Source organism: Mobilicoccus pelagius NBRC 104925 (assembly GCF_000247995.1).
GTDB classification, from domain to species: domain Bacteria; phylum Actinomycetota; class Actinomycetes; order Actinomycetales; family Dermatophilaceae; genus Mobilicoccus; species Mobilicoccus pelagius.
The window spans coordinates 24,055-43,119 of record NZ_BAFE01000056.1; the positions used below are offsets into that span (position 1 = coordinate 24,055).

13 protein-coding genes are annotated in these 19,065 nt (G+C 70.2%); 11 read left to right on the plus strand and 2 right to left on the minus strand.

Features of this window, described 5'->3' with window-relative positions:
* Positions 1 to 9: 9 nt before the first annotated feature.
* Positions 10 to 3,684 (minus strand): transcription-repair coupling factor, encoded by a 3,675-nt coding sequence (gene mfd, locus MOPEL_RS08765; protein ID WP_009482536.1) that lies wholly within the window; start codon positions 3,682 to 3,684, stop codon positions 10 to 12.
* A gap of 570 nt (positions 3,685 to 4,254) precedes the next feature.
* On the opposite strand from mfd, the gene MOPEL_RS08770 reads away from it, so the two are divergent.
* From MOPEL_RS08770 to MOPEL_RS08790, 5 genes are read left to right on the plus strand one after another with little or no spacing between them, the layout of a single operon-like run.
* Positions 4,255 to 6,009: a hypothetical protein gene (locus tag MOPEL_RS08770; RefSeq protein ID WP_009482537.1), complete on the plus strand. Its 1,755-nt coding sequence runs from the start codon at positions 4,255 to 4,257 to the stop codon at positions 6,007 to 6,009.
* Complete coding sequence (locus tag MOPEL_RS08775) at positions 6,006 to 7,208, plus strand: AMP-binding protein (protein WP_009482538.1); 1,203 nt, start codon at positions 6,006 to 6,008, stop codon at positions 7,206 to 7,208. Before MOPEL_RS08770 ends, MOPEL_RS08775 begins: the two co-directional genes overlap by 4 nt.
* Positions 7,205 to 8,185: an NAD(+) synthase gene (gene nadE, locus MOPEL_RS08780; protein WP_009482539.1), complete on the plus strand. Its 981-nt coding sequence runs from the start codon at positions 7,205 to 7,207 to the stop codon at positions 8,183 to 8,185. The genes MOPEL_RS08775 and nadE overlap by 4 nt, the downstream gene beginning before the upstream one ends.
* 43 nt (positions 8,186 to 8,228) lie before the next feature.
* The gene (locus MOPEL_RS08785; RefSeq protein ID WP_009482540.1) at positions 8,229 to 8,474 is read left to right on the plus strand and encodes a hypothetical protein; all 246 of its coding nucleotides are present in this window, start codon (positions 8,229 to 8,231) and stop codon (positions 8,472 to 8,474) included.
* A gap of 10 nt (positions 8,475 to 8,484) precedes the next feature.
* The gene (locus MOPEL_RS08790) at positions 8,485 to 10,308 is read left to right on the plus strand and encodes an asparagine synthetase B family protein (protein WP_040633711.1); all 1,824 of its coding nucleotides are present in this window, start codon (positions 8,485 to 8,487) and stop codon (positions 10,306 to 10,308) included.
* Between the two features lie 14 nt (positions 10,309 to 10,322).
* Here MOPEL_RS08790 and rfbA read toward each other — a convergent pair whose 3' ends face one another.
* Positions 10,323 to 11,192: a glucose-1-phosphate thymidylyltransferase RfbA gene (gene rfbA, locus MOPEL_RS08795; RefSeq protein WP_009482542.1), complete on the minus strand. Its 870-nt coding sequence runs from the start codon at positions 11,190 to 11,192 to the stop codon at positions 10,323 to 10,325.
* Between the two features lie 76 nt (positions 11,193 to 11,268).
* Here rfbA and rfbB point away from each other — a divergent pair, with 76 nt between their 5' ends.
* From rfbB to MOPEL_RS08825, 6 genes are all read left to right on the plus strand, one after another.
* Positions 11,269 to 12,267 (plus strand): dTDP-glucose 4,6-dehydratase, encoded by a 999-nt coding sequence (rfbB, locus tag MOPEL_RS08800; RefSeq protein ID WP_040633713.1) that lies wholly within the window; start codon positions 11,269 to 11,271, stop codon positions 12,265 to 12,267.
* Between the two features lie 73 nt (positions 12,268 to 12,340).
* On the plus strand, positions 12,341 to 13,723 hold the full coding sequence (locus MOPEL_RS08805) for a sugar nucleotide-binding protein (RefSeq protein ID WP_009482544.1): 1,383 nt from the start codon (positions 12,341 to 12,343) through the stop codon (positions 13,721 to 13,723).
* A 189-nt stretch (positions 13,724 to 13,912) separates the two neighbouring features.
* A complete protein-coding gene (locus MOPEL_RS08810) occupies positions 13,913 to 15,223 on the plus strand; it encodes a DUF1972 domain-containing protein (protein ID WP_009482545.1) in 1,311 nt (436 codons plus the stop codon).
* 37 nt (positions 15,224 to 15,260) lie between these two features.
* Positions 15,261 to 15,887 carry a hypothetical protein gene (locus tag MOPEL_RS08815; protein WP_009482546.1) on the plus strand — a complete coding sequence of 209 codons (627 nt, stop codon included), beginning with the start codon at positions 15,261 to 15,263 and terminating at the stop codon, positions 15,885 to 15,887.
* Positions 15,887 to 17,251 carry an O-antigen ligase family protein gene (locus tag MOPEL_RS08820; protein WP_009482547.1) on the plus strand — a complete coding sequence of 455 codons (1,365 nt, stop codon included), beginning with the start codon at positions 15,887 to 15,889 and terminating at the stop codon, positions 17,249 to 17,251. The genes MOPEL_RS08815 and MOPEL_RS08820 overlap by 1 nt, the downstream gene beginning before the upstream one ends.
* Positions 17,252 to 17,511: 260 nt before the next feature.
* Positions 17,512 to 18,987 carry a right-handed parallel beta-helix repeat-containing protein gene (locus MOPEL_RS08825; protein WP_051992269.1) on the plus strand — a complete coding sequence of 492 codons (1,476 nt, stop codon included), beginning with the start codon at positions 17,512 to 17,514 and terminating at the stop codon, positions 18,985 to 18,987.
* Positions 18,988 to 19,065: the final 78 nt, after the last annotated feature.

Genomic DNA, 19,065 nt, shown 5'->3' on the forward strand with positions numbered 1-19,065 from the left:
TGTCACCCGTCAGGCACTCGTGCGGCGCACCGGAGCCCCCGGTGCGTCGAGGACGACGCTCTCGAGGACCTGCGCGGCCCAGGTGAGCACGGCCTTGTCGCGGAGCGGCTGGCCGCCGACGGGGCGGGTCTTGGGGCGGGGCACGAGCACGGTGCGGGTGGCGGGTTTGACGAGCGAGCCCTTGTAGAGGCGCTGGAGGCGCAGCGTCTGGGACTCGCTGAGTTCGAGCGGCGCGAACCGCACGTTGTTGCCCTGGACGCCGATGTCGCCGACACCCGCGCGGCGGGCGACGGTGCGGAGGCGGGCGACCTCGATGAGGTTGCTCACCGGTTCGGGGAAGTCGCCGTAGCGGTCGCGCAGCTCGGCCTCGATCGCGGCGAGCTCGTCGGCGTCCTCGACGGCGGCGAGCTTCTTGTACGCCTCGAGGCGGAGCCGCTCCCCCGGCACGTAGTCGTGTGGGAGGTGGGCGTCGACGGGGAGCTCGATCTTGATCTCGGTGGGGCGGGACTCCCCACCTCCGTCGCGGAAGTCGGCGACGGCCTCGCCGACGAGGCGCACGTAGAGGTCGAACCCGACGCCCTCGATGTGGCCGGACTGCTCACCACCGAGGAGGTTGCCGGCGCCGCGGATCTCGAGGTCCTTCATCGCGACCTGCATGCCCGCGCCGAGGTCGGTGTGGCTCGCGATGGTGGCGAGGCGGTCGTGGGCGGTGTCGTTGAGGGGCTTGTCGCCGGGGTAGAGGAAGTAGGCGTACGCCCGTTCGCGGCCTCGACCGACGCGGCCGCGGAGCTGGTGGAGCTGGGAGAGGCCGAAGGTGTCGGCGCGGTCGAGGATGAGGGTGTTGGCGTTGCTGATGTCGAGGCCGGTCTCGATGATCGTCGTGCAGACGAGCACGTCGAACCGCTTCTCCCAGAAGTCGACGACGACCTGTTCGAGGCGGTGCTCGCCCATCTGGCCGTGGGCGGTGGCGACGCGGGCCTCGGGGACGAGGTCGCGCAGTCGGGCGGCGACCTTCTCGATGTCGCTCACCCGGTTGTGGACGAAGAACAGCTGCCCCTCGCGGAGGAGCTCGCGGCGGATGGCGGCGGCGATCTGCTTCTCGTCGTAGGCGCCGACGAACGTGAGGACGGGGTGCCGCTCCTCCGGGGGCGTCGCGAGGGTGCTCATCTCGCGGATGCCGGTGACTGCCATCTCGAGGGTGCGCGGGATCGGCGTGGCCGACATCGCGAGGACGTCGACGTTCGTGCGCAGCGCCTTGAGCTGTTCCTTGTGCTCGACGCCGAACCGCTGCTCCTCGTCGATGATGACGAGGCCGAGGTCCTTGAACCGGACCTTGGAGGTGAGGAGGGCGTGGGTGCCGATGACGAGGTCGACGCTGCCGTCGCGGAGCCCGTCGAGGACGGCCTCGGTCTCCTTCGCGCCCTGGAAACGGGAGAGTGCCTTGACCGTGACGGGGAACTGGGCGTACCGCTCGGAGAACGTCTGGAAGTGCTGCTGCACGAGGAGGGTCGTGGGCACGAGGACGGCGACCTGCTTGCCGTCCTGGATCGCCTTGAACGCGGCACGCACGGCGATCTCGGTCTTGCCGTAGCCGACGTCGCCACAGATGAGGCGGTCCATGGGCACGCTCTTCTCCATGTCCGCCTTGACCTCCTCGATGCTGCTGAGCTGGTCGGCGGTCTCGACGTAGGCGAAGGCGTCCTCGAGTTCGCGTTGCCACGGGGTGTCGGGGCCGAAGGCGTGGCCGGTGGAGGCCATGCGGGCGCTGTAGAGGCGGATGAGTTCGCCCGCGATCTGGCGGACGTGCTTGCGGGCGCGGGACTTCGTCCTGCTCCAGTCGGAGCCGCCGAGCTTGTTGAGGGTGGGGGCCTCGCCGCCGACGTACCGGGTGATCTGGTCGAGCTGGTCGGTGGGCACGTAGAGGCGGTCGCCGGGCTGGCCGCGCTTGCTGCTCGCGTACTCGATGACGACGTACTCGCGGGTGGCGCCCTGGACGGTGCGCTGCATCATCTCGACGAACCGGCCGACGCCGTGCTGTTCGTGGACGACGTGGTCGCCGGGCTTGAGGGAGAGCGGGTCGACCTGGTTCCGACGCTTGGACGGCATGCGTCGCATGTCGCGGGTGGAGCCGCCGGCGCCGGCGGCGGTGTTGCCGACGAGGTCGGCCTCGGTGAGGAGCACGAGGTCGGCGCCCGGCGCGACGGCGCCGTGGGCGAGGCGACCGGCGACGATCTGGACGACGCCGGGCTCGTCGTCGACGTCCCCGTTCGTGCAGAGGCGGTGGGGCATCTCGGCTTCGAGGAGGTGCTCGGCGAGACGTCGACCGAATCCCTTGCCTTCGGTGGCGACGACGACGCGACGGTTCTCCTCGACCCATCGCCGCAGGTCGGCGACGGCCTTCTCGGAGTTGCCGCGGTAGCCGTCGACGTCGCTGCTCTCGACGCGGAGGGTGAGCACGGCGTCGTCGACGTCGGCGCCCGCCACGGGCACGTCGGGGAGGGCCTGCCCGTCGGGGCCCTCGGCGATCTCGGGGGCGGCGGCGAAGCTGGAGAGCGTCCACCACGGCAGGTCGTGGGTGAGGGCGTGGGCGCGGGTCTGCGCGAGGGTGAGGTAGCTGGAGCGGTCGAGGATGCCGCGCAGGTCGACGGGCACGTGGTTGCCGGCGGCGGCGTTGGACCAGCTGGCCTCGAGGAACTCCTCGCTGGTGGCGACGAGGTCGTGCGCGCGGGAGCGGATGCGTTCGGGGTCGAGGAGCACGACGTGGGAGCGGTCGGGCAGCACGTCGAGGAGGGTCTCCATGCCGTCGACGAGGGCGGGGGTGAACGACTCCATGCCTTCGACGGCGATGCCCTCGGCGACCTTGCCGAGCATGTCGGAGACGCCGGGGAGTTGTTCGGCGAGCGCGGCGGCGCGTTCGCGGACGGTGTCGGTGAGGAGCAGCTCGCGGCACGGCGGGGCCCACAGGCCGGAGCCGACGACGTCGAGGCTGCGCTGGTCGGCGACGGCGAAGCTACGGATCTCCTCGATCTCGTCGCCGAAGAACTCGAGGCGCAGCGGGTGCTGCTCGGTGGGCGGGAACACGTCGAGCACGCCGCCGCGCACGGCGAACTCGCCGCGCCGCTCGACGAGGTCGGTGCGGGTGTACGCGGCGGCGGCGAGGTCGGCGACGAGGGTCTCGAGGGGGTACTCCTCCCCCGCCTTCGCGGAGACGGGGGCGAGGTCGCCGAGCCCGGCCGCGAGCGGCTGGACGAGGGCACGGACGGGCGCGACGACGACGTCGAGGGGCCCGTGTTCGGCGTCGTCGGGGTGGGCGAGGCGACGGAGGACGGCGAGGCGGCGACCGACGGTGTCGCTGCGGGGGCTGAGGCGTTCGTGCGGGAGGGTCTCCCAGCTGGGGAAGTCGGCGACCCGCTCCGGGTCGAGGAAGCACGAGAGCCCGTTGACGAGGTCCTCGGCCTCACGACCGGTGGCGGTGACGGCGAGGATCGTCTTCCCGGCACCCCCTGCGTTCTCAGAACGGGCGACCTGCCCGTGCGCGAGCGCCGCGACCAGCAGCGGCCGCAGCCCGGGCGCGACCGTCACGTCGACGAGAGCCGAGTCCGGCCCGTGCTCCCCTGCCAGCTCCACCGCCCGCGCGACGGCCGGATCGGTACGCACGACGTCGACGAGACGGGCAAGGCTCATGGAACGGCACTCCTGGGCGAGGCGGGGCGGGCGGTGCGGCCCACCACGACGGATGGGGCGCGGCGGGGGCGGCGACATCGCCGCCGAAACGCGCACCGTCGCACCGGCGACGACCGGGGCGAGTGGACACGACGAACGGCGGCGAGGCACGCACGTGCACCCCGTTGGGCAGGTCAAGCGTAGGACCCACCTCCGACAACCCGTGGCCGGCCGGAATGCTTCCGTTCGGCCCGGCACGTTTCGGGACGCCCGTCCAGGTCGCTTGCTAACATCGGCGGTGCCGCATGATCGCCCGGCCGGGGGCCGGAGGTGAGGCGAACACGGCGACGATGTGACCGCCCCCGCGGACGCATCGAGGGGAAAGGACCGGGGATGACTCTTCATTTCACGTCGTCGACGTCGTGGCGCATCGCTGTGCCGGTCGCGTATCGGACCGCGCCACGCACCCTTGCCCGGGCGACGCATCCGAGGACGTGTCCGCCCGGCACGCCCGGTTCGAGGTCCGTGACGGGCCTGCACCCGTCGGCGCAGGGGCGCGATTGGAGGCCCCGACGACGTCTCGGCTGGGTCGTGGCGGAGGGACGTGCGCTCGCGGTGCGCGTCGATGCCCCTGCAGGCCCCACGGTGGGCGCCCTCGTCGTCTCTCCTCCCGTGGGGCGCGAGGCCGTCGTCGCGACCCGGACGACCACGGCGCTCGCGCTCGCGGCCGCGGACGCCGGTTTCGTCGCCTTCACGTACTCACCCTCGGGAGAGGGTGATTCGGCGGATCTTCGCCCAGGGGACGACCTCTCCGAGGCATGGACCGCCGATCTCGCGGCGGTCCTCGCCGCGGCCCGCGCCCACGTCGGCGGCGAGCTTCCGGTCCACGTCGTGGGGTTGCGCGTGGGGGCCTGCCTCCTCGACGGCCTCAACGGCGCCGGGCCCGGGAGCCGCGTCGCGTGGGAGCCCGTCTCCGGTCGCAGCTTCCTGCGGCACCACGGCATCATCCGGCAGGACTCGGTCGACGTCCCGGTCGTCGAGGACGGCGTCGAACTCGAAGGGGTCCACTACACGGAGGCCCAGGCGGCGAGTCTCGCCTCCCTGCGAGCGCCGTGCCGCGGCCCGGGTGTCCTCCTCGAGGAGGACCGCCGGGCCGCCCTCCGCATCGCGCTCGGTGCGCCGTACTTCGCGCACGTGCCGATGGACTCGGTCCACCGCATCGTCGACGGATTCGACCGTGGGCCGGCGCGACCCACGACCCCGTGGCGGGGCGAGACGACGGCGGATCTCATGCTCCCGGACGGGACACGGATCACCGAACGCCGCACCACGCTCGGTCACCTTCCCGTCGTCGTCACCACGTGCCCGGGGGTGCCGATGCGGGTCGGCGCGACCTTCTCCGCCATGGGCTCGGAAGTCAAGGCCGGGCCGGGGCGCCTGTGGGCGGACGCGGCCCGGCGCCTGGCACCGGAGGGCGTCGTCTCGATCCGGGCCGACCGCTCGGCCATCGGTGAGGACACCGGCCCAGCCCAGATCGAGGAGCCACGCCCCTACACCGACGGATGCGTCGACGACGTCACCATCCCCGCCGCCCACCTGCGGCGATACGGGCTGCCTGTCGTCGGCGTGGGGGTGTGCGCCGGGGCGTGGTCCCTGCTGCGGGCAGCCCAGCGGGGCGTCTTCGACGAGGTCGTCGCCGTCAACCCCGTGCACTGGAACCCCCGCGAGGAGGTCTACGACGAGGTGTTCTACCGCCATTACCACGGTGGTGACGCGCCGTCGGGCGCGACGAACCCGCCGTCTGCCGACGGCCCGGGCGCCGCGGACCCGACCCGTGGGAGCGCGGCGGGACGACGCCGGGACCCGCGAAGACTCGCCGCCGCGATGTTGGGTCGCCTCGAGGCGCGCCGTCCGGGGACCGAGCAGCGGTTGCGTACGGCGATGGAGAGGGTGAGCAAGGAGATGGCGATCCGCCATCCGCGGGTCAGGTCGGCGTTGCGACCCGACGTCCCGCTCGACCTCGTGTCGATGCTGGTCGGGCCCCTTCGGGGTCCTCTCACGGTGACGTTGCTCTTCGGCACCGAGGAGTACCGCATCTTCTGCGGCAGGGGGGGGCGCCGTGCGGCGGCCGCCGCGCGACGTCACGGGGTCGACGTCGAAGTCACGCACGATCCCGTCTGCGACCACAGCCTGTTCTCGCGGGCGAGCCGCGAGCGCACACTCTCGCTCCTCATCGAGCGGCTCGGAGCTCCCGCCCCCACCGGTGGCGGTGCCCGCACTGGCGAGGCCTCCACGGCTCCGGGGGACGCGCCTCGTCGCGTCGACACCTGCGCGGAGACGTCATGACCTCCCCCACCACGACGACCCCCGCCCCACGCGCTGCGGCGATCGAGGCGTACCTCGCGGCCGTCGCCTTGGGCTGTTCGGCCCTCGTGCGCCCTGTCACCGCCTACGACGGTCTCGACGAGGTCACCGCGCATGTCGCCCGGGCGTCCTCCCAGCCGTTGGTCGTCACCGACCTCGGGGGGCCACCGTGCACGGTCGATCCGATCCCACCCCGCGCGGGTGAAACGTCCTCGGGTGAGCCGTTGCTCGCGTTCCACACCTCGGGCTCGACAGGCCGCCCCAAATGCGTCGTCTACCGACGCGACGTCGTCGACGCGCACGCCCGGGCGATCGCAGACCGCCTGCGCCTGGATGAAGACGCGATGACCTGGGTCGCTCTGCCGCCCCCGGGGTATGCCTACGGGCTGTCGATCGTCCACAGCCACGCGATCACCGGCGTTCCGGTGTCCTTCTTCGACGCCGAATGGGGCCTGCCGCAGGTCCCGAGGGACACCGAGCCGCTCGCGGTGTATGTGCTGCCACAACACGTGCCGGTCCTGCTCTCCGCCGAGCTACCGCCGACCTCCCTGCGGCGGGTCCTGGTGGCCGGAGGGAGATTGTCCGGAACGGCGGCTCGGGCGTTGGCGGAGCGATACCCGCACCTCGAACTCACGAACATGTACGGGCAGGCCGAGCTCGGGCCCCGACTCACGACGTGGAGCGGCCCGGCCGGGGATTTCGTCGAGGGCACCATCGGCAGGCCCCTCCCGGGGGTCGACCTGCAGGTGCACGGTGGCGAGTTCCACGCCCGCACCCCGTACGCCATGACCTCGTACGTCCCGGCTCCGTACGACCGGGTCCTCGACGGGCCGGGCCTCGAGTTCGTCGCGACGCGGGATCGGGGAGTCGAACTCCCCGACGGGTCGCGCCGCCACGAGGGCCGTGCCGATCACGTCCTCAACGTGGCCGGCACGAAGATCGACGCCCAGGTGGTGCGCGGTCTCGTCGAGGACGCGTTCTCGCCGATCGTGGTCCGTGTGGACGCCCGTCCGGCGCGGGTCGGCGGGGACGTCGTGCCGGTGATCCAGATCGTGCCGGGCGCGGAGTCCGTCGCGAAGGGGGCCGTGCGCCGGGTGCTGCACGCCGAGATCGGCTCGGTGGCGGCGTTGTGTGACATCAGGATCGTCGAACGACTGGAAGTGGGGGAAAGCGGAAAATGACCATCAGCGAACAGGTCGACGCGCGCTGCGCGTGGATCGCCGACCAGGTGAGCGCACTGGGCAAGAAGGGTGCCCTCGTGCAGCTCTCTGGGGGTATCGACTCGAGCGTGGTCGTGCATCTGTGTGCGCGGGCGTTGGGGCCGGAGAACGTGACGGCGTTGTACCTGCCCGACGCGGCGAGCACGGGCGAGGAGACGCGCGGGTTCGTCGACGCGGCGGTCGCGAGCGCCGGGGTGCGTCTCGTGGAGCGGCCCATCGGCGCGGCCATCGAGGCGTCTCAGCCGATCTCGGAGATCACCGAGATCATCCGCAAGTACGCGCCTGAATACGACCCCGAGACCGACGCTTACGCGGTCAACGCGGTGCCGTCGCTCGCCAAGCGGCTGGGCACGCTCGTGTACCGCATCTCGATCGGCCCGCGGCACGGCGAGCCGACGAAGACGCTGTCGACGTCGGTCGACGACCTGCGCGCCGTCATCGCGTACCAAAACCGCAAGCAGCGCACCCGAATGACGTTCGCGTACGCGGAAGCGGAGAAGGACAACCTCGCGGTCGTGGGCGCGAGTAACGGCGACGAGCTCGACACGGGGTTCGTCGTCAAGTACGGCGACGACGCCGCCGACGTGTGCGCGATCGGAGACCTGTCCAAGCCGCAGGTCTACGCGTTCGCCGAGGAGCTCGGGGTGCCGGCCGAGATCATCGCCCGCCCGCCGACGACGGACACGTACGCGCTCAAGCAGACGCAGGAGACCTACTACTACGCCCTCCCCGCCGACGTACTGCGCCGCCTCGCCCTGGCGGCGGACGCGCAGGGCATGGACGCGCTCGACGTGTCCCCGTTCCTGGCCGACGCGCCGGGCTGGAGCGAGAGCGCCCTGCGCCAGGTTGCGACCGGCCTGCTCGCCACGCTGCGTTACCAGCGCACCCGCAGCCTGCGTCCCTGCCATGAGGACGAGACGGGCCTGACCGGCCGCTGACGCCGCGGCACCACACCACACGACACGAACCACAGGAGAAGACATGAGCAAGCGCACCTGGAACGAGGTCGAGCAGGACCTGCTCGACGACGTGTTCTACGCCCACGACGCCGAGACGGTGAAGAGCGCCGACGACCTCGCGAAGGCGGGCGTCCTCGACTCGCTGTCGATCGTTGCGATCCTCGAGACCCTCATCGACGCGAGTGGGGACGAGGAGGCGTTCGACGCCGCGGAGGCCTCGGACTTCCGCAACCTGAGCACCATCCGCGCCCTGTACGAGAAGGCCTGACGTGTGCGGGGTGGCGGCCCTGGTCGGCGCCCCGCACATCGGGGCCGACGTCGACGCCGCGGCGGCGGCCATCGCGGGGCGGGGTCCGGACGGGGTGACGCGCTGGAGTGACGAGTCGCTCCTCCTCGTCTCCTCGCGCCTGGGGCACTGGGACGAGGGGACGGCTCAACAGCCGTTCGTCGACGGCCGGGGCGGCGTGGCGGCGTTCAACGGGGAGCTGTTCAACCTGGTCGAGCTCCAGGACGTCCTCGGACGTCCCGGCGCCTCGGAGGTCGAGGTGCTCCTCGCCGGCGTGCAGGCGCAGGGCCCGGAGTTCCTGCGCCGCGTCGACGGGCAGTTCGCCCTCGTCGCGCGCTGCACGGCGGAGGGCCCCGTGCTGCTCGCGCGCGACCGGTTCGGTATCGCGCCGCTGTACTGGGCGCAGACGCCGGGCGGGGTCGCGGCGGGCTCGGACCTGGGCGCCGTCCTGGCCCTCCGGGGTGGAGACGCGACGGCCAACCCCGCTGGCCTGACGGCGATCCTGGCCGAGTGGGCGCCCACGGGGGAACTCACCCCGTTCGAGGGCGTCCACCAGGTGCCTCCGGGGCACGTCGTCACCGTCACCCCCTCCCCCGACGGCGTAGTACTGGGCGTCGCCCGCTGGGTCCCGCCCATCGGGGACCCGCGGTCCGGCGCCACCTGCGACGAGGCCGCGCTCGACGCGCTGGAGCGTGCCGTCCGGGACTCCGTGCGGGCGCGGTTGCGCTCCACGGGCACGGTCGCCTGCCTGCTGTCCGGCGGCATCGACTCGACGATCGTCGGCGGGTTCGCCCGCGAGGAGGGCGCGGACCTGGGCCTGGCTCTGTGCCTGCAGGGTGACGACCTGGTCGGTGAGCGGCAGCGCGAGGTGGCCGATGCCCTGGGCATGCGGCTCGTCCAGCACGAGCTCACTCCGGGCGAGGTGGTCGACACCCTGGCCCACTACGTCTCGACGCGGCGCGTGCCGCTCGTGCGGTTGGGACCTGTCGGCATGACCGCCCTCGCGCGGCGCGCCGCCCGCGGGGGCATCCGCGGGGTCCTGTCGGGCGAGGGCGCGGACGAGCTGTTCGCCGGCTACGACTCCTACCGACTCCTGGCCGCGCGGGCCGGGGCGTTCGGTGACCCGAAGCGCTTGCCGTGGGCCGCGTTCGGCGCCCCGGAGTTCGGCGCCGACCGCGGCCCGGTGTGGGCCCGGTCGTACTGGCGCGGCCTGGTGGCGTTCTCGACCGGTGCCGGCGCGCGACGCGTCGACATCCTGCGTCCCGTCGCCGACCTGTTGCGCCCACCGCTGCGCGAGGCCGTGCTCGAGCCCGCCGCGGCCGCGCCGATGGACGGCACCGGTGACCCGTTGGAGGCACGGCGCCGGCTCGACGTGGAGAACCTGCTCGGTGCATACCTGCTCACCGTGCAGGGCGATCACGCCTGGATGGAGGAGGGCGTCGAGCTGCGCCCGCCCTACCTCGCCGCACCCGTCGCCGAGTGGGCGTCGGCGCGGCCGGTCACACAGTTCGTGCGGATCGACCAGGGCAAGGTCCCGGTGCGGGCGTTGCTCCCCCGACTGGCGCAGCGACGACCGGCGCTCGCCGGGCTCGGTTTCGCAAAGGCCGCGTTCCGCGTCGACGTGTCGTTCGTGCAACGCGACCCCGCCGCGTTCGACCGCCTGGCCGAGTACGCCGCCGCCTGCCCGGATCGGTTCGTCGACCACGACGCGCTCACGCACCGGATCGAGCAGGTCCGCGCGGCGGGCGCCTGCAGCGAGGCGGAGTCGGAGCTGCTCACGTTCGCGGCGTCGCTGGGGATCCTGGCCAACAGCTGACGGAAGCCGCGGACTCAGCGACCGTCGGGGACCAAGCCGCGCAGGTAGTCGCCGTAGCCGGACTTGGCCAGGGCGTCGGCGCGGGTCAGGAGTCCCTCGTCGTCGAGGAACCCCATGCGCCAGGCGGCCTCCTCGGGGCAGCCGACCTGGAGGCCCTGCCGGGCCTGCATGGTGCGGACGAAATTGCCGGCGTCGTTGAGGGCGTCGAACGTGCCGGTGTCGAGCCAGGCCGTGCCCCGCGGCAGCACCTCGACGCGCAGGGTCCCACGGTCGAGGTAGGCCTTGTTGACGTCCGTGATCTCGTACTCCCCACGTGCCGACGGCCGGAGACCGCGCGCGATCTCGACGACGTCGTTGTCGTAGTAGTAGAGGCCCGGCACGGCGTAGTTGGACTTCGGGTGCTGGGGCTTCTCCTCGATGCCCAGCACCTTTCCCCCGGCGTCGAACTCGACGACGCCGTACGCGGTGGGGTCGGCGACCCAGTACGCGAAGATCATGCCGCCCGTCAGCCCGCGCATCCGGGCGAGCTGCGTGCCCAGGCCCTGGCCGTAGAAGACGTTGTCGCCGAGGACGAGACAGACCTCCTCGTTGCCGATGAAGTCCGCGCCGATCGTGAACGCCTGGGCGAGGCCGTCCGGCAACGGCTGCTGGGCGTAGGTGATGGAGATGCCGAACTGCGACCCGTCCCCGAGGAGTCGCTCGAACCCGGCCGCCTCGTGCGGGGTCGTGATGACGAGCACCTCGCGGATCCCCGAGAGGATCAGAGTGGTGAGCGGGTAGTAGATCATCGGCTTGTCGTAGACCGGGACGAGCTGCTTGCTGATGCCCTGGGTGATGGGGTGGAGTCGTGAGCCGGTCCCGCCGGCGAGGATGATCCCGCGCATGGTGGCCAGTCTGCCCGATCCGCAGGCCGTCCCGTGGATCGTCCGGCCCGCTCTTGGACGCCCGTACGATGAACCCATGTCGAGAATGCTCGTGACCGGCGGCGCCGGCTTCATCGGTTCCAATTTCGTCCGGCACGTCGTGGAGCACACCGACGACGAGGTGACGGTCCTCGACAAGCTCACGTACGCGGGCGACCCGCGCACCCTCGAGGGACTCCCGCAGAGCCGCGTCCACCTCGTGCAGGGCGACGTCGCCGACGCGGGGCTGGTCGACGGTCTCGTGGCGGGCCACGACGTCGTCGTGCACTTCGCGGCCGAGTCCCACAACGACAACTCGCTGCGCGACCCCTCCCCCTTCGTGCGCACCAACCTCATCGGCACGTACGAGCTCCTCGAAGCGGTGCGGCGGTACGAGAAGCGGTACCACCACATCTCGACCGACGAGGTCTACGGCGACCTGGAGCTCGACGACCCGGCGCGGTTCACCGAGTCCACGCCGTACAACCCGTCCAGCCCGTACTCCTCGACGAAGGCGGGCTCCGACCTGCTCGTCCGCGCCTGGGTGCGCTCGTTCGGGGTGCAGGCCACGCTCTCCAACTGCTCGAACAACTACGGCCCGTTCCAGCACGTCGAGAAGTTCATCCCCCGCCAGATCACCAACGTCCTCGACGGTGACCGGCCCAAGCTCTACGGCGCCGGCCAGAACGTTCGCGACTGGATCCACGTCGACGACCACAACGCCGCCGTCCTGCGCATCATCGAGCGGGGAAGCATCGGCGAGACGTACCTCATCGGCGCCGACGGCGAGCAGAACAACAAGGACGTCGTCGAGCTCATCCTCGAGCTCATGGGGCAGCCGCGTGACGCCTACGACCATGTCAACGACCGCGCCGGCCACGACCTGCGCTACGCCATCGACTCGACCCGCCTGCGCACGGAGCTGGGCTGGGAGCCGCGGTTCTCCGACTTCTGCTCCGGCCTCGCCGACACGATCGAGTGGTACCGCGCCAACGAGGCGTGGTGGCGCCCGCAGAAGGCCGCGACCGAGGCCAAGTACCGCGCCGCCGGTCAGTGACCTCGCCCGCGCGGCCCTGACCGCACCCACTCCCACCGCACACGCCCCCCACGCGCCTCCAGGAGACCTCCCCGTGACCGACCTCGCCGTGCACACGACCGACATCCCGGGCCTGCTCGTCGTCGACCTGCCCGTCCACGGCGACAACCGCGGATGGTTCAAGGAGAACTGGCAGCGGGCCAAGATGACGGGGCTGGGCCTGCCGGACTTCGGCCCGGTGCAGCAGAACGTGTCGTTCAACGACGAGGTCGGCGTCACGCGGGGGGTGCACGCCGAGCCGTGGGACAAGTTCGTGTCCGTCGCCACCGGGCGGGTGTTCGGAGCGTGGGTCGACCTGCGAGCCGGCGACACGTTCGGCGCCGTCGTCACGTGCGAGATCACCCCGGAGCGGGCCGTGTTCGTGCCCCGCGGGGTGGGCAACGCCTACCAGACGCTCGAGCCGGCGACGGCCTACTCCTACCTCGTCAACGACCACTGGAGCCCCGCCGCCAAGGAGCGGTACACGTTCGTGCAGCTCGGCGACCCGGAGCTGGCCATCCCGTGGCCCATCCCGCTCGAGAAGGCGATCCTCTCGGACGCCGACAAGGCGCACCCGGCGCTCGCCGACGCGACCCCGTTCACGCCCGGCCGGGCCGTGGTTCTCGGCGCGAGCGGGCAGCTCGGGCGGGCCCTGCGCGGGGCCCTGCCCGACGCGGTGTTCCTCACCCGCGCTGAGGCCGACCTCACCGAGCCCGCCTCCCTGTCGGGCATCGACCTCGACGGGATCGACACGATCGTCAACGCCGCCGCCTACACCGCTGTCGACGCGGCCGAGACGCCCGAGGGACGTCGCGAGGCGTGGGCTGCCAACGTGGCCGGTGTCGGTGCGCTCGTCGATCTGGCCCGCCGACACTCGTGCCGCCTCGTCCACGTGAGCAGCGATTACGTGTTCGACGGCACGGCCGAGGAGCATGACGAGGACGAGCCGTTCAGCCCCCTCGGCGTCTACGGACAGACGAAGGCCGCCGGCGACGCGCTCGTCGCGTCATGGGGAAAGCACTACATCGTGCGCACCAGCTGGGTCGTCGGCGAGGGCAGGAACTTCGTCGCGACGATGGCCGCACTCGCCGACAAGGGCGTCAGCCCGTCGGTCGTCGACGACCAGTACGGGCGGCTCACGTTCACGCAGGACCTCGCCGCCGGCATCGCCCACCTTCTCGCCGCCGGCGCCGAGTACGGCACGTACAACCTCACGAACTCCGGCCCCGTGCAGACGTGGGCCGACATCGCCGCCGACGTGTACGAGCTGCGCGGCCGATCCCGCGACGACGTCACGCGCGTGAGCACCGAGGAGTACGGCGCCGGCAAGGACATGGCACCGCGACCCACGCACAGCGCGCTCGACCTGGCCAAGATCACCGCAGCCGGTTTCGACGTCCCGCATGCCTCCGAGAGGCTGCGCAGGATGCTCGCGTAAGCGAACGGTGGCCCACGCCTCAGTCGCGCAGATGTGTTGTGGCCGAAATGCATCCGAATTGCACACGGGGCCTTTCGGTCTGCTCGCGGCCGATCGAGTACGCTCGTTCAGGACGCCTGCCCAATTCATGGGGGGCCGTGTGAGGCGGCGTCGGGGACAACACGACCGCCGAGGTTTTGAGGAGCCATCATGCTGCGGGTCATGCCGAAGCGCCGACGCCGACGCGCACCGAACGGCGCACTGCGCATTGCCCTGCTCGGCACCAGGGGCGTGCCGGCGAGATACGGCGGGTTCGAGACCGCCGTCGAAGAGGTGGGGAAGCGGCTGGTCGAGGCCGGTCATGACGTCACCGTCTACTGCCGCACCGGGAACTCCGGCGAGGCCGTGGAGCCGCGGGAACACCTGGGCATGAAGCTGGTCCATCTGCCGGCGATCAAGAAGTCGGCGCTCGAGACCCTGAGCCACACGTTCTTCACATCGCTCCACCTGCTGTTCCAGCCGCGTTACGACGCGTACGTGCTGTGCAATGCGGCGAACTCCCCCATCCTTCCCCTTCTTCGTCTGAAGGGCACGCCGACAGCGGTCCACGTCGACGGCCTCGAGTGGCGACGGTCCAAGTGGGGCCCCGCCGGTCAGCGGTACTACCGCATCGCGGAATCGCTCTCCGTGCGATGGGCGGACGCTCTCATCGCGGACGCCTACGGGATCCAGTGCTACTACCAGGACGAATTCGGCGCGGTCACCGAGGGCATCGCCTACGGTGCGCCCATCGTGGAGCCTGGATCCGACAAGCTGGGTGAACTCGGTCTGACGCCGCACGAGTACCACCTCGTCGTAGCGCGTTTCGAGCCCGAGAACCACGTCCACCTCATGATGGAGGGCTACCTCGCGAGCAACGCGCGTCACCCGCTCATCGTCGTGGGGTCCACGCCCTACAGCGACGGGTACAACGAGCAACTGCAGCAGCTGGCGGCCAAGTCCGACAAGATCCGTCTCGTCGGCGGCGTGTGGGACCAGGACCTCCTCGACCAGCTGTACGCGAACTCCCTCGCCTACCTTCACGGCCACTCCGTCGGCGGAACAAACCCCTCCTTGCTTCGCGCGATGGGCGCCGGGGCGCACACCATCGCCTACGACGTCGTGTTCAACCGCGAGGTCGCCGGGCCAGATGCAGAGTTCGCAGCCGACGCCACAGGCATCGCTGCGGCGATCGACCGGGCCGAGGCGGACCCGTCTCGCGCGGAGGAAACCGGACAGGCACTACGGGAACGCGCTCGTCTCCTGTATCAGTGGGACGATGTAGCGGAGCGTTATGCGCGCCTGTGCTTGATGCTCGCGGCGGGTGGGTCCCAGAGGGGTCTGTACACGGGCCGTCGGTCCCCACGCTCGCCGTGGCGATACGGCAACACTCCGACGCTGGACGTGCCCCAGGTGCCACGGGGCGTCAACGGTAGGAAAAGTTCCTCTCCCGTGACTGCTGGCCCCTCGGCCGGTCAATGAAATCAGAGACGATAGAGAATACGGGGGCATCGTTCTGATGGATCTGTGGAGTCTTTTCTCGCGGCTCAGGGAGCGCAAGGGGGTACTTGTCGTCATCGTCCTGGTGTCGCTCCTGCTGGGGATTCTCGGCTGGGTGAACACGACACCTGCCTACACGTTGACCGCCGCCCAGGCCCTGCGATCGTCCCAAGAGTCTGCCGACGGCAAGGTGGTGACGACCACCGGCAGCTTCGAGTTGGGCATGATCGGGGCAATGCTTGTCCAGAACACCGCCTCTCGCGCGGGCGAGTTCGATGGTGCAGTGGTGACGTCGACCAATGCAGTAGTCAGTCCCCCCGCAGCAATCCCACTCATCACCACCTCGGTGACGGCCGATTCGTCCGAGCAGGCATCAGCTGCACTGAACGAATCGCGAGCCATGAACGCGCGGTTCCTCCGGAATCTCCTTGCTGCCGGCAAAGCAGACGCGAGCGTTTCGATCGTGAACATGCCGTATACCCAGACACCGAGCGTCTCCACACGGCCCAAGGTTCGCTCCGCTGGCGTGGGTGCGATTCTCGGCGGGTTGACCGGGCTGACCGCATTGTTGGTCTGGGATGCCCTGCAACGCCGACGCCGCGAGCCCCATGGTTGGACGCACAACGATCGGCCCGACCGGGTGTGATGGCGGTGCGCCGTCCACCTACCCACCACGCACAGGCGGCATCGCGCCCCGGCAGCTTCGACATTCTGCTCGTTCTCGCATATGCCCTGCCGCTCGCGCTTCTCTTGCAGCGCCAATCGTGGGTGGTTCCTCGCACTGGCCTGGGCAGCGGGATTGGGCTGGTCGTCGCCGTCATGTTCGTCGCGTTTGCCATAGCCGGTTACGCCGCAAACATGCTTCCCCCCTCGGCTCATCTAGGGCCGGTGCCCAAGCTGCTGCTGCCGTGGACGATTCTGGTGACCTGGTCCTATCTGGTCTGGTCCTGTCGGGGGCTTCCTCAGTTGTCCCTACTTGCCAACGTGGGGTATGCGCAGAACATCGCGGAGGTCATCTTCACTCTTGCTTTGGGCGGGGTTCTCGCGCCACGACAACGCTACCGAACATTCGTTCGCATCTTGGTCGCTTGCGGCGCCCTTTATGGGCTCCTGCTCGTGATCACCTCCCTGGTCGGAACCGAGGTGTCGGTTGCACTCAAGCTTCCTCTGCTACAGGCCACCGATGCCCTGCAAGGCGTGGAGAACGAACGCGGCGGATTCATCCGCCCACAAGGCATGGCAGGGCACCCGCTGGAGGCCGGGGTCATTGCCACCGTGCTGACACCCCTCGCGATCTCCCTGGCCCGTTCCGCGAGAGGTCGTGAAAGGGCCGTGTGGTGGGGCTGCGCTGGGGCGCTGGCTCTCGGCTCTCTCTCGACGTTGTCCCGCAGCGCGACGGTCGGCTTGGCACTGGCGATCATGGTCATGAGTCTTCGCTGGCCCCGCAGAACCATCGGCAACACGGTCTTGGCGGCCTTGTTGGGCCTGGGCTGTCTCGTCGTGGCGGCGCCCGGCCGGTTTGCCGCGTACGCCGACCTCTTTAGCCTTTCTAGTGCGACGGACTCCTCTCTCTACAGCCGCCAATTCGCCCGGCAGCAGGCCTTCACGGTCATCCGACAGCACTTCTGGGCCGGGCGTGGGGTGAGCAGCCATGGTGCCCTTGGCGGGCGGACGCTGGACAACCAGTTGCTCGGCTTCGCCGTTGAGCAAGGGGTACCCCTGATGCTCGCGTTCGTCCTCCTGCTGTGCGTGCCCGGGTGGTGGCTCCTGCACCGCGCACCCGCGCTGCCGAGCGCGGATCGCGAGTTGGCAGGCGGGCTCGCCGGCAGTCTGGCGGCGCTCCTCCTGTGCAGCGCCATCCTCGATATCTTCGGATTTCCGCAAATCCGGCTGCTCGTCTTCCTGCTTCTCGCTCTGGTCGGACCTGTGGCTGCCGGAGCACCGGCGGTGGATCGTCAAGCCCCGGTGCCCGGCGACGCAGCGCCATCGAACACCCAGCTGCGGTCATGAGCCTCCGCCTCCACCGGCGCGCTGCCGCCGTAGCTCTCAGCATCCTCTTCGTGGCCCTGGGCGCCGTATATTTCCTCAGGGGATTACCGATGCTTCCGCAACCCAGCTCAGGAGCTGATCCGACCCAACCCGCTCCCTCCGCTGTTGTGCCCCGGGGGCCTGCTGAGACGCCGCCGAAGGGATCCATCTTCGTCGACGCGCGTTCGGACCTGGCAGGCGACGGTACGCAACAGCGTCCATTTTCTACCCTCGCCGAAGCGGTGGCCGTCGCTCATCCCGGTGGGACTATCGTCCTCGCCTCGGGCGTCTACCACGAGCTCGTCCACATCGCCGATACCCCGAATCTCACGATTCGCGCAGAAGCTGGCGCCACCGTGTGGATGGACGGGTCTGTCCCAATCCAAGAGATCAAGTCCGAAGGCTCCCACTGGCGACTTCCTGACCAGGCCCCGGATCTCGACCGCTCACCGACTTACACCCGGGGAGCTCCGGACAACCGGAAGGAAGGCTGGCGCTTCGTCTCCCCCGATTATCCGCTGGCTGCTGATCCCTCACAGGTCTGGCTCGATGGCCGACCGCTTCGCCAGGTTGGCGCGAGGGACGGCGTCGGCCCGGGCACGTTCGCCGTGGACGGCAGGGACCTACTCGTGGGCGACGATCCTGATGGTCACGACGTTCGCATCGGCACCCTCACCCACGCCCTCGTGGTCGATGCGCCTGGCACGAGGATCGAGGGCATCGGGATCAGGCGTTACGTCCCCTCCGTGCCCGACTTCGGTGCGGTGGTCCTGGGTGGACGGGGTGACCGACTGACGAGCGTGGCCGTCGTCGACTCATCCACCACCGGGGTAAGCGTGCAAGGGGAGAACGTCACCCTGGAAAATGTGACCGTACAGCGCTCCGGAATGCTCGGGGTGCAGGCGCACAGAGCCTTCGGCCTGAGGATCCTTGGTGGCCACTTCTCCCACAACAACACTCTCGGATTCAACATGGCCCCTAACGCCGGGGGCATCAAGATCACGGAGACCGCCCCCCTGCAGATCCGCGACGCCAGCATCGATCGCAACCTGGGCGTCGGCCTATGGTTGGACGAGTCTGTCGGAGACGCCACCCTCTACCGCCTGTCCGCACGAGGCAACTCGCTCCACGGCGTCCTGGTCGAGCTCTCGTCGCGCGTGAAGCTCGTGGGGTGCCGACTCACAGGCAACGACGGCAGCGGTCTCAGAGTGCAGAACAGTGACCAGGTGGATGTATGGAACATCACCTCTCTCACGAACAGGCGCGCGGTTGACTATGTGCAGGACGGCCGAACCCCAGGCTCCTCCGGCGCACCGCGGGTCTCGTCCGACCCTCGCATTCCGCCCATGACATGGCGTATCGGTCGTTCGACTGTTGCCAACAGCATCCTCGGTGCGAGCACGGGCGATGCCGAACTGGCGGTGGAGGACTTCACCCGATCACTGGATGCGGACGACCTCGGAATGCGCTTGGACACCAACGTTTATCGGCGTGCAGCAAGCCCAGCCGCCCGATGGACCCAGGTATGGACCCGCCCGGGGCAGGACCCAAACGTCTACACCTCTGTGCGTGACTTCAGCGCAGCGCATCATCAGGACGTGCACAGCGTTGAGCAGCTCCACTCGAAGCCGATGACCTATCCGGTGCCGCAGCCGATTCCGCAGGACGTCCGAGAGGCTGGCCAGTTGCCCGCGGGTCCACAGATCGGCGCATTCTGAGACAGATGCTGCAGATCCCGGGGCGCGGGTCGATAGGGGTGGCACCCCTCCTCCTGCCACCCGGAGGTCTCCGTTGTC

Coding starts and splice junctions, on each gene's coding strand:
- nadE (WP_009482539.1), top strand. CDS start 7,205: ATGACCATCAGCGAACAGGTCGACGCGCGCTGCGCGTGGATCGCCGAC.
- MOPEL_RS08820 (WP_009482547.1), top strand. CDS start 15,887: ATGGCGGTGCGCCGTCCACCTACCCACCACGCACAGGCGGCATCGCGC.
- MOPEL_RS08810 (WP_009482545.1), top strand. CDS start 13,913: ATGCTGCGGGTCATGCCGAAGCGCCGACGCCGACGCGCACCGAACGGC.
- mfd (WP_009482536.1), bottom strand. CDS start 3,684: ATGAGCCTTGCCCGTCTCGTCGACGTCGTGCGTACCGATCCGGCCGTC.
- MOPEL_RS08785 (WP_009482540.1), top strand. CDS start 8,229: ATGAGCAAGCGCACCTGGAACGAGGTCGAGCAGGACCTGCTCGACGAC.
- MOPEL_RS08775 (WP_009482538.1), top strand. CDS start 6,006: ATGACCTCCCCCACCACGACGACCCCCGCCCCACGCGCTGCGGCGATC.
- rfbA (WP_009482542.1), bottom strand. CDS start 11,192: ATGCGCGGGATCATCCTCGCCGGCGGGACCGGCTCACGACTCCACCCC.
- rfbB (WP_040633713.1), top strand. CDS start 11,269: ATGTCGAGAATGCTCGTGACCGGCGGCGCCGGCTTCATCGGTTCCAAT.
- MOPEL_RS08815 (WP_009482546.1), top strand. CDS start 15,261: ATGGATCTGTGGAGTCTTTTCTCGCGGCTCAGGGAGCGCAAGGGGGTA.